The organism is Sphingomonas epibiotica, from assembly GCF_039615155.1.
Classification (GTDB): domain Bacteria; phylum Pseudomonadota; class Alphaproteobacteria; order Sphingomonadales; family Sphingomonadaceae; genus Sphingomonas.
The window spans coordinates 498,635-510,043 of sequence record NZ_JBDGHY010000003.1; the positions used below are offsets into that span (position 1 = coordinate 498,635).

At 65.7% G+C, this 11,409-nt stretch carries 6 protein-coding genes and 1 pseudogene; 2 read left to right on the top strand and 5 right to left on the bottom strand.

All coding sequences use genetic code 11. From position 1 onward, the window contains the following. Positions 1-2: 2 nt before the first annotated feature. Positions 3-242 (bottom strand): Lrp/AsnC family transcriptional regulator, encoded by a 240-nt coding sequence (locus tag AAIO73_RS08765; RefSeq protein WP_345877333.1) that lies wholly within the window; start codon positions 240-242, stop codon positions 3-5. Then, positions 227-364 (bottom strand): hypothetical protein, encoded by a 138-nt coding sequence (locus AAIO73_RS08770; RefSeq protein ID WP_345877334.1) that lies wholly within the window; start codon positions 362-364, stop codon positions 227-229. The genes AAIO73_RS08765 and AAIO73_RS08770 overlap by 16 nt, the downstream gene beginning before the upstream one ends. A gap of 45 nt (positions 365-409) precedes the next feature. On the opposite strand from AAIO73_RS08770, the gene AAIO73_RS08775 reads away from it, so the two are divergent. Continuing rightward, the gene (locus AAIO73_RS08775) at positions 410-1,135 is read left to right on the top strand and encodes a hypothetical protein (protein ID WP_345877336.1); all 726 of its coding nucleotides are present in this window, start codon (positions 410-412) and stop codon (positions 1,133-1,135) included. Between the two features lie 25 nt (positions 1,136-1,160). Here AAIO73_RS08775 and AAIO73_RS08780 read toward each other — a convergent pair whose 3' ends face one another. After that, the gene (locus tag AAIO73_RS08780; protein ID WP_345877337.1) at positions 1,161-2,054 is read right to left on the bottom strand and encodes a LysR substrate-binding domain-containing protein; all 894 of its coding nucleotides are present in this window, start codon (positions 2,052-2,054) and stop codon (positions 1,161-1,163) included. Between the two features lie 410 nt (positions 2,055-2,464). Beyond that, on the bottom strand, positions 2,465-5,110 hold the full coding sequence (locus AAIO73_RS08785) for a protein kinase domain-containing protein (RefSeq protein ID WP_345877339.1): 2,646 nt from the start codon (positions 5,108-5,110) through the stop codon (positions 2,465-2,467). Between the two features lie 176 nt (positions 5,111-5,286). Between AAIO73_RS08785 and AAIO73_RS08790 the strand changes: the two genes are divergently transcribed. After that, positions 5,287-9,582 carry a Calx-beta domain-containing protein gene (locus tag AAIO73_RS08790; protein WP_345877341.1) on the top strand — a complete coding sequence of 1,432 codons (4,296 nt, stop codon included), beginning with the start codon at positions 5,287-5,289 and terminating at the stop codon, positions 9,580-9,582. Between the two features lie 600 nt (positions 9,583-10,182). Here the strand turns inward: AAIO73_RS08790 and AAIO73_RS08795 are convergent. Further along, positions 10,183-11,341 (bottom strand): annotated as a pseudogene (locus AAIO73_RS08795) (IS3 family transposase). Between the last annotated feature and the right edge of the window lie 68 nt (positions 11,342-11,409).

The following is an 11,409-nucleotide window of genomic DNA, read 5'->3' on the forward strand; positions in this document are numbered from 1 at the left end:
CGCTACCGCCGCAACCGCGTCGCCAGCACGACCGCCGACATCGTCCGTCCGATGCCCTCCATCCGCCCGATCGCGTCGATCACGTCGTTCAGCCGTTCCAGGCTGGGGGCCTCGACCATGGCGATCCGGTCATATTCGCCTGCAATGGCATACACCCCGGGCAGCTCCGGAATCGCCGCCAGCGCCTCGTTCGTCTCGTCCAGCAACTTGGGCAGCGTCGTCATCATCACATGCGCGCGCACCAGCGCCGGTCCTCCGTCACGCTACCACGATACATGCCGTCGCTGTTCATCGCGAAGGCGATGCGTCCGCTACCGTCCAAGGCAATCAACCCGCCATCGCCGCCGCTGGCATCGTGTGGCAACCGTCCAGCCGGATCGACCTGTCCGTCGACTATTTCCGGGTGAAGATGCAGGATCAGGTGCGCGACATCAGCATCGATTCGGTACTGCGCGACGAATCGCGTTGCCGCGCGGGTGGCGGCGACGATGCATCGTCGCCGACCTGCCGCGACGCGCTTGTCCGCGTGATCCGCTACACCAGCGGCGCGCTGGCGGGACAGCTACAGGCGGTGGCGGTCAACCCGATCAACGTCGCGGAAGAAACCACCGACGGCATCGACGCAGCCGCCAATTTCCGCCTGCCCACCGCCGCGATCGGCGAATTCGCTTTGTCGGGCGGCTACACCCATGTCTTCAACCACACGGTGCGGCGGTATCCCGGCGATCCGATCATCGACAAGTTCGCGCTCGACAGCAATTTCGACATCCCCCGCGAAAAGGGCACCGCCAGTCTGACATGGAGCCTCGGCGGATTTCTCAACCACGCTCACCGGCCTGCGCTTGGGCAAGCTGCCCAACTACGACCAAGATGCTTTCATCAGGGCAAGCTCTCTGTTCAACCTCTCGGCCCGCTACGACCTGAACGAACGCCTTCGCCTGACCGGCACCGTCACCAACCTGTTCGATCAGGCGCCGGGGCGCGACCCGACCTATGCGTCCTGTCCCTGTTACGACATCTCTTGGTTCGACGGCATCGGCCGCAGCTTTGCAGTGCAGCTGACCCGGAAGATGCGTGGCAAGCCGCTGTAAGAAGAGATCCGAAAACCGTCATCGTCGCCCCGGACTTGATCTAGGGTGACGCCGTTGCCAACTGCCCCCTCACGCCTCTGCCTTGGCTTCATCCAGCAGCCAGTGGCGGAAGCGGTCGAACAGCGGGCTGTGACTGCTACGGCGCGGCCAGACCAGATAATAGGCTTCCGACGCGACAAGGGTGATATCGAGCGGCGTGACCAACGCGCCCGACGCCAATTCGGGACGGATCAGAAAAGACGGGATCAGCGCCAACCCCATCCCCGCCGCCGCGGCATGGGCGAGCATCAGGAAGTGTTCGTACACCGGCCCTTCGGGTATCGCCGTGTCGTCCATGCCGGCGGCGGCGAACCACCTTGCCCATGCATCGGGCCTCGCCTCCAGCGACAAAAGGCCATGCCGCAGCAGGTCGGCGGGCGTCGCCACCGGATGGCGTGCCAGCCAGTCGGGCGAACACACGGCCACGACATCCTCATGGAACAGCAGCGCATGATCCGCACCCGGCCAGTCGGGCAGGCCATAGTGGATCGCCGCATCGAACCGCTCCTCCGCGAAATCGAACGGATAGGATCGCGCTGCGAAGTTCACCAGCAATTCGGGATGCCGCGCGGTCAGCCCAGGCAGGCGCGGGGCCAGCCAGCGCATCCCGAAGCTCGGCAACGTCGCGATGGTCAGCGCGCGATCGGCCGCCGGGGTCAGCAACCGCCGCGTGGCGCTGCGCAATTTCTCGACCGCCGGCCCCACCGCCTCGGCATAGGCCAGCGCCGCCGGAGTCGGCGTCACCCGCCGCCCCCTCCGCTCGAACAACGGCACGCCCAGCCAATCTTCCAGCAGCGCGATCTGCCGGCTGATCGCACTTTGCGTTAGCGCCATACGTTGCGCCGCGCGCGAGAAGCTGCTGGATTCCACCGCCGCGAGAAAACTGGCCAGTGCAGGCAGTGGCGGAAGCTCCCGGCGATTCACGTCGTGATGATCGTTCGGCATAAAGGGCGACCCGATCCGGTAGCATTACGGTACTTGCAAGCTGGCATTCGACGGGTCACCCCGCAAGAAAATCATCACGAAATCGCATCAGAGAGGCTCAGCTCGAACACAGGGTCGGGGTAGCGGCACCCAGCGAGGCGTGCGACCGCTCGGTGTCGTTCGCACTGAACAGCCGCTTTTCGATTCGCCCTTCCTGATAGGATCCCCGACCGGCATTTAAGGATCGCCCGAGATCATGGCCCATCCCGCTGCCATCGAACCGCTCTTCCTGCGCTTCGCGACGCCCCGCATGGCCCGGTACTGAACCGTCAAAGGAGGCCCGGCAGATGCTTGCGTGCATCAAAACCGTCACACGACAAATCGCCGGCATCCGATAACGGGTCAGCCTTTCAGGAGAACGACAGCGCCCGGCGCAAACGATCGGACCGATCGCGCTGATAAGCATCCTTGCGTTCCCGGAAAGCGGTGCCGAGATGCGAGACATAGTCCCGCGCCTTCTGCCGATTGCCCAACTTCAGATACGCTTCGGCGCGCGCTAGGTCGAGATTGGGTTGCCAGTGCGGATCCGCCATTTGTTGCCCGACCCGCACCGGGTCGACCGCGTCGTAGAGCGTCAGCGCGTCACGCGCATCGCCCGCCGCCGTCAGGCATTCGCCCAGCACGAAGTTCGCCGCATGGGCCAGCGGCTGTTCGGGGCCGCCGCCCGCAATCACGGCGGTCCGTGCCGCCCGTGCGTGACGGACCCCGGCATCGGCCTGTCCGTCGCGACACAGCGCGATGGCGAGATCGAGTTCGCCGACCTGCGCCTGCTGCCCCGGCCCCTCGCGTGCCAGCGCCGCGCGCCAGACCCGTTCGGCGTCGCGCGCCGCTTCCCGCAGCCGCCCTGCCACCATCAGCGAATCGCCACGTTGCGACAGCAGCGCGAGCGTATAGCGATGGTTCGGCCCGAAGCGCCGCTCGGCCAGCGGCAGCATCGCCGAAATTTCCGCCACCGTCGTCGTCGCATCCTGTCCGCCATAGGCGGCGGCGATGATCGCGCTCATTCGCGCCAGCAGCGCGTCGGGATCGTCCGCCCCCTTCAGCGCAGCCATCTGCGTCGCTACCGCGCGCAACTCGCGTTCGGCGCGGGCGGTGTCGCCGGTCCGCAAACGGCCCATCGCCGCGGATTGCCGCATCCGCAACCGTTCGAAAGGTTTGAAGCGATCGGGCAGCGCATCGGCCAGCCGGACCGCGCGATCGAACTTCGCCGGCGCGGTGGCCGGATCGCCGAAATAGGCCACGGCACCTTCCGCCTGCGCCAGTTTCACGCCGACCGCGCCGCGATCCGGGTCGGTGAGGTGCTTGCGTTCTGTCGCGACCATGTGTTTGGCGCGGTCGAGCGACCCCGGTTGCGCCGATGCCGCCTCCATCCCCGCCCAGGTCAGCCGGTTCTCACGCGCCTCGTCGCTCTCGCCCGACTTGCCCCTGACGAACGCCGCATCGGCCAGCCGATAGGATCGGCGCGCCTCCTCCCATTGCGACCGTTCGTGCAGCGCCCCCGCCAGCGCGACGTGCAGCCGCGCCGCCAGCAACGGCCGGTCGGCGAAGCGGCGGTCGATGTCGGACCGCGCGCGCAGCACCGCCTCGGTCAGCGTCTCTTCCGCCGCATTGGCCCGGCGCGGCGAAACGCGCGCCAGCAAGTCGTCGGTCAGAAATTCATACGCGGCCTCGACCGATTGTCGTTCGGCCTGCGCCGCGTTGCGCGACGTGATCGCGAGGATCGTCGCCGCGCTCGTCGCCACCAGTCCCAGCCCGCCTGCGACCGCCGCCGCGCGGACCCAGGGCGCGCGCGCCCGCCGCCGCTGTTCCGCCGCCGCCGCCCGTGCCGTCCGCTCGCCCTCGATCCGGTCCCGCTCCATCCGTGATTGGCGATCGGCCAGCGTGTCGATCCGGTCGGCCAGCATCGCCGCACTCGGCAGCCGTCGGGCCGGGTCGCCGGCCGCCGCCTCCGCAATGTCGTCGCGCAGCAGGGGGTCGGCAATGTCCGCTTCCCAACCCGGCGCCAATGGCCGGGTCAGGTCGCCGACGATCATCTGATAGAGGAGCAGGCCCAGCGCATAGACGTCGGTCGCGATCGAATAGGGCGCACCCTTGGCCAGTTCTGGCGCCAGATAGGCGGGCGTGCCCCGGCCGTCCTCGGCCTCGGGATCGCCCGGATCGGTGATGGCGAAGGCACGGAGCGCGTCGTTATCGATCACCGCGCCGCTGCCGAAGTCGAGCAGCCGGACGACCCCATCGCTACCGATCACGATATTGCTCGGCTTCACGTCCTTGTGCAGCACGCCCAGCGCATGGGCGGCGGCAACCGCGCGCGCGGCGGCGGCGACGATCGCCACGCGACGCCCGACCGGGGTGGCGGCGAAGCCATCGTCGCCGGCGGACCAGCGGACGAGATCCTGTCCGCCATCGGCGCTTTCGATGAAGAAGGGCGGTGTGTCGAACGACCATTCGAGGATGTCGACGAACGGCCGGTCCGCCGGGTTCGCCTTCGCCAGCAGGCGGGCGATGGTCACCTCCTGCTTCAACGCCCGCAGCCCCGCCGGGGTGTCGGCGAACTTGAATATCCGCATCTCCCCCGTCTTCGCATTCCCCGCCCGCCACACCGCGCCGTCCCGCCGTCCACCCAGCTCCTCGACCAGGGTCCAGCGCGACCGGCCGGGCACCACGTCGCCCACCGCCAGCGTCAGCTGCCGTGCGACCGGCTGCGCCACCGCCTCGCGCGTGACCGGGACGGTGAGCCGGTATCCCATGCGCGATACGGTCGCGATCACCGTGTTGCCGCTGTCGCCGAACGCCCGGCGCAGCTTGGAAATGGCGGTGGCGAGCGACGCCTCGCTGGCAAAGACGCCCGGCCACACCGCCGTCAGCAATTCGTCCTTCGTCACCACCTCGCCCGGCCGCAGCAACAGTTCGTACAGCACCGCGAGCGGTTTGGATTCGAGCGCCACCGGTTGTCCGCCGACCGTCAGGGTCCAGGTCGATTCGTCGAACGCCATGGCCCCGAACCGCCAGAGATCGCGTCGTTGCGACCCCGAACCGTTTGATGTCGAAGGAGATTCCATCGAAGTATGCGCTCTTTATAAAATCTTCAGAAGTCCGTTATGACGGCCGCATCGCCATGGTCCAGGAGAAGCGTGCAACTATTCACCTCTCTTGTTCAAGGAACTGTTCCATGGCGGTACTGAGCGGCTTCGGCGCGATCGTGGATGAAGGCGACCCCTATGTCCGCTTCACACTGCGATTGTCGTCGGCGTTGACGACGACCGCCAGCGTCCGGGTCTATACGCAGGGGATCAATGCCGGTTCGAGCTACGACTTTACCGGGCTCGGCTATACCACGATCACCTTTGCCGCCGGCCAGACCGAACGCACCATCGACGTGCCGATCCTGAACGACAGCACGCGGGAGGCGATCGAGCATTTCCAGCTGTTCCTCGACACGCCGAACGGGCTGACGATCGGTACCCCGGTGCTGACCGCGACCATCCTTGACAACGAGCGCGCGGATCGTGCGCCGATCGCCACGATCGGCGACGTCAACGTCGACGAAAGCGCGGGCTTCGCCGAGTTCGTCATCATCCTCGATCGCAGCGCGACGGCATCGGTGACCGTCGGCTATCGCACCGTGGGCGGCACTGCGACGGCGGGCAGCGACTTCACCGCCGCGACCGGATCGGTGACCTTCAGCCCCGGCGAGGTCGTCAAGACCGTCCGCGTGGCGATCACCAATGACAGCGTTGCCGAAGGGGCGGAAAGCTTCGGGTTCGAACTGACCGGCATCAGCGGGGTCAGCGGCGCGAAGATCGGCGACGGGGTAGCGACGGGTACAATCGGATTGAGCGACACTGCCGCGACGGGGACGCCCTATGTCTCGGTCGAGCGCATGGTGGTGAACGAGGCCGAGGCCAGCGGACAGGCGGTGCTGGTGTTCAAGCTCAGCGCGCCGAGCGCCAGCGAGACGTCGGTCACATTCTATACGTCGAGCGAAACGGCCAGCAGCGGTTATGATTATGCAAGCTACAGCACGACGACGCTGGTCTTCGCCCCCGGCGAGACGGTCAAGACGGTCGCAGTGCCGCTGCTGAACGATGCGAACGTCGAGGGGTTCGAGGCATTCAACGTGTTCCTGCAGGATGCGGTCGGGCTTAAGATCGCCGACGCGGTCACCCCGGTCTGGATCGCCGATGATGACCGTACCGACCGCGCGCCGATCGCGACGGTCAGCGACCTGGCTGTCGACGAAGGCGATGGCTTCGCCGACTTCGTAATCGTGCTCGACCGTGCATCGACGGTGCAGGTCACGGTCAGCTATCGCACGGTCGGCGACACCGCCACTGCCGATAGCGATTTCACCGCGCTGACCGGATCGGTCGAGTTCAATCCCGGCGAAACCGCCAAGACGATCCGCGTCGCGATCGCCGACGATAGCGTCGCCGAAAAGGCGGAGGCGTTCCGCTTCGAACTGACCGGCATATCCGGAGTCAGCGGCGCGGGGATCGGCGACGGGGTGGCGACTGCCACGATCGGGTTGAGCGACACGGCCGCGGCAGGAACGCCCTATGTCTCGGTCGAACGGGCAATTTTCAACGAAGCCGAGCCGGACGGAATGGCGATGCTCGTCTTCAAGCTGAGCGCGCCCAGCACCAACGAAACGTCCGTCGATTTTTACACCTACAGCGTGACCGCCAGCGGCGGTTACGACTATGAAAGCTACAGCACGACGACGCTGATCTTCGCGCCCGGCGAGACGGTCAGGACTATCCAGATTCCCATCCTCGACGATGCCGCCGCCGAAGGAGTCGAGCAGTTCGGCGTGGCGCTGCGCGACGCGGTCGGGCTGAAGATCACCGACCCGGTCATGCTGATGTCGATCGCCGATGACGACCGGTCGGACCGCGCGCCGATCGCGACGGTCAGCGACCTTGCCGTGGACGAAGGCGACGGCTTTGCCGACTTCGTAATTCTGCTCGATCGCGGATCGACCGTGCCGGTCTCGGTCGGCTACCGGACGGTCGCCGGGTCCGCCACCGCGGGGAGCGACTTCACCGCGGTGACCGGATCGGTCGTGTTCAATCCCGGAGAGACCGCCAAGACGATCCGCGTCGCCATCACCGACGATGCGACCGCGGAACGCGCGGAAACCTTCCAGCTCGAACTGACCGGCATCACCGGCGTCACCGGCGCGACGATCGGCGACGGCGTGGCCACCGCCGCCATCGGCCTCAGCGACACCACCACCGCCGCCACGCCCTATGTCATCGTCGAGCCGCTGACGGTCAACGAAGCCGAGGTCGACGGCGTTGCCACGCTGGTATTCAAGCTCAGCGCGCCGAGCAGCAACGAAACATCGGTCGAATTCTACACGGCCAGCGAAACCGCAAGCGGCGGCTATGATTATCAGTCGTACAGTACGACGACTTTGGTCTTCGCGCCTGGCGAAACGATCAAGGCCATCGACGTGCCCATTCTGAACGACACGAGCGTGGAGGGGATGGAGCAGTTCGCCGTGGTGCTGCGCAACGCCTTCGGTCTGAAGATCAGCGACCCGTTCACCTATATCTCGACCGTCGACAATGATCGCGCCGACCGCGCGCCGATCGCAACGGTCGCCGACCTGATCGTCGACGAGAGCGACGGCTTCGCCGATTTCGTCGTCGTGCTCGATCGCAGCGCGACGACGGCGGTTACCGTCGAGTATCGCACGCTCGGCGGGTCGGCTACGTCGGGCAAGGATTATACCGCGCAGACCGGATCGGTCGTTTTCAATCCGGGGGAGACGACCAAGACGATCCGCGTCGCCGTCACCGACGACACTACGAGCGAGTCCGCCGAAACCTTCAGCCTCGAACTGTCCGGCATCGGCGGCGTCAGCGGTGCGGCGATCGCGAAGCAGACCGGCGTCGCGACCATCGCCCGCAACGACGGCTCGGCGGTCAGCACCCCGGTGCTGAGCGTCGCCGACGTGACCGCGTCGGAAGGCGCGGTCGACGGGCTGATGACTTTCCGCCTGACGCTCAGCGCCCGATCGGTCAACGCAACCTCGGTCGAATTTTACACATCTTCCGGCACTGCCAACGGCGGCTATGACTATAATAGCTACGGCACGACCAAAATCTATTTCGCACCGGGCGAGACGGTGAAGCTGGTGCAGGTTCCTATCCTGCGCGACAGCACCGTCGAATCCGCCGAAACCTTCAATCTGAACTTTCAGAACCCCGTCGGCCTGTCGCTCGCCCGCACCAGCGCCGTCGGCACCATCACCGACGCCGGCAGTTCCACGGCCCAGATCGCGGTCGCCACGCCCGAACTGTCCGAGGGCAATTCGGGGGCGCGCAGCTTTTCGTTCGTCGTCACCCGCGACGGCGATGTCAGTGCGGCGCAGTCGGTCAAATGGGCGGTCGCGGGGACCGGCACGTACAAGGCCGCCGCCGCCGATTTCCTCGGCGGGGTGCTTCCCTCGGGCACGGTCAGCTTTGCCGCCAACGAAACGGTCAAGACGATCACCGTGCAGGTGCTGGGCGATAGCGCGGTCGAATCGAACGAGAAATTCGCGGTTACTTTGTCCAGCCCGTCGACCGGTCTGGTCGTGACCAATGCCTCGGTCATCGCCACCATCCTGAACGACGACACCGCGCCCGCCGCCACGCTGGCGATTGCCGCGACCGCTGCGACGCGCGCCGAGGGGGATAGCGGCACGACGCCGTTCACCTTCACCGTCACCCGTTCGGGCGACACCTCGACGACCAGCAGCGCCGTCTGGAAGGTTGCCGGCAGCGGCAACGCTCCGGCGGCGGCCACCGACTTCGTCGGCGGCACCTTGCCCGGTGGCACCGTCAGTTTCGCAGCGGGCCAGACCAGCGCCACCATCACCGTCAATGTCGCGGGCGATACCGTGATCGAGGGCGACGAAGGCTTCACCGTCACCCTGTCGTCGCCGACCGGCGCGACCATTACGCAGGCCAGCGCGACCGGGCTGATCCAGAATGACGAATACACCATCGTCACCGGCACGTCGGGCAACGATACGCTGGTCGGCACGTCGGGCGGCGACATGCTTTATGGTCTGGCCGGCAACGACACGATCGATGGCGGTGCGGGCGGCGACCGGCTGTTCGGTGGCGGGGGCAAAGATTTACTGACCGGTGGCACTGGTGCCGACCGCTTCATCTACACCACCCTTTCCGACAGCACCCCCGCGCTTACCGGTCGCGACATCATCACCGACTTCAGCCGTACCGACGGCGACAGTATCGACATTTCAGCCATCGATGCGCGGCCGGATCTGGCGGGCGATCAGGCATTTATGCTGGTCACCGGCGACTTCACCGGCACCCCGGGCGAAGCGAGCATCCTGCGGTTCGACGCCAGCGACGTCCTGCAACTCGATATTGACGGTGACGGCGTCGCCGACATGATGATCACCGTACAATTCACCGGCGACCTGATCGCTGCGGACCTGTGGCTGTAGGCAGCGTGCCTTTCAGTCCGGATCGCGGCCGGGGGGGGGTATGAGAATACTTCCTGCCGGTTTCCGGCTAGCTGACCGCCGACTGGACCGCCAACACCCGTTTTTTGGTCACGCCGGGAGCACCCCGCCTGCCCGGCGCAGACAAGCCATCGCCTGCCCGACGGATACCACAGTGGGATCGAGCACATGTTCTATCGCATTCAGCAGCCTCGAACGCCGACCGTCCTGTGGTTTATCAGGGTTTAGAGTGCGAGTTCATGCGCGGGTCCATGCGACCAACGTATAATCCCTGCCATGATCTAGAAATGGAATTCTTGACGTATGTCGAGAATGCGAAGCCGCGGATCGAGTCTCGTTGAGAGGCCGCCTGCCGTGCGCCATATCGGCTTGTCGTCGCGCGAGAGAACGTGACGATCGCCCGGACGCCCATCTTCCAGTATCCCTAGGGAAGCCATAGGCGGCTCGGTAAGAAGTGACATACTCCCCCGGAAATCATGCCATTGGTAAGTTAGCTTGTCAGATTGAGACGAGCGATGCGGCGGGACCGTTTTACCGAGGATCAGATCATAGTGAGCTGCTGCCGGTTTCGCGGACACGAGGTTAAGCTACCTGCGCCTGCCGCTCGAATTCCATGGGGCTGAGATAGCCCAGCGTCGAGTGGCGGCGCGTCGGATTGTAGAAGCGCTCGATGTAATCGAACACATGGGCCTTTGCGTGATTGCGCGAGCGGTAGGTTTTGCGCCCGGTCCGCTCGGTCTTCAGCGACGAGAAGAAGCTCTCCATGGCGGCATTGTCCCAGACGTTGCCCGACCGGCTCATCGAGCAGGTCACACCATTGTCAGTCATCAGCCGCTGGAACTTTTCACTCGTATATTGGCTGCCCTGGTCCGAATGGTGCAGCAGGGCATCCGGCTTTCCGCGCCGCCAGATCGCCATCATCAGTGCGTCGGTGACGAGCTGCGCGGTCATGCTGTCGCTCATCGACCATCCGACCACACGCCTGGAGAACAGGTCGATGACGACAGCGACGTAGAGCCATCCTTCGGCGGTCCATCGGCGGTCCAGATGTAGGTGAAGTCGGCGATCCACCTCTGGTTCGGCGCCTCGGCCGTGAACTGGCGGTCGAGGATGTTGTCGGCGATGACGGACCGCAAACCATCGTCTTTGGGCAAACCACGACGTCGCGGACGCGCCCTCAGGCCTTGCACACGCATCAGCCGTTCGATGCGATGCAGGCCACATGAGAGGTCTTCGGCCAGAAGGTCGCGCCAGACGCGGCGTGCACCGTACGTCCGATAGCTGGAGATGAAGCTGGCGCGGATCCTGGCGCCGAACTCGTCATCGCTGCGGGCGCGCGCACTGGGTGCCCGAACCAGCCAGGCGTGAAAGCCGCTGCGCGAAACACCGAGCGCTTCGCAGATCCACGATACCGGCCAGATCCCTCGGTGCTTCGCTACGAACTCGAACCTCATATCGAGCCCCTGGCGAAGTAGGCCGCCGCTTTTTTTAGGATGTCGCGCTCCGCCTTCATCCGGGCCAGCTCCCGGCGCAGCCGCTCAATCTCTTGGCTCTCGGGCTTCATCACCCCGTGACCGGGGAACGCCGGTCCCGGGTCCGCTGCCTGCTCACGCACCCACTTGCGCAGCACGTTCTCGTGCAGGTCCAGATCGCGGGCGGCTTGCGATACCGACACCCCGCGCTCCCGAACCAGCTTCACTGCCTCCAGCTTGAACTCACGAATGAACTTCCGTCGTTGCATGCACACCCTCCGGTCTCAAAAACACCTTATCTCGGTGTCCACGAAACCGGCAGCAGGTCACACGTCAT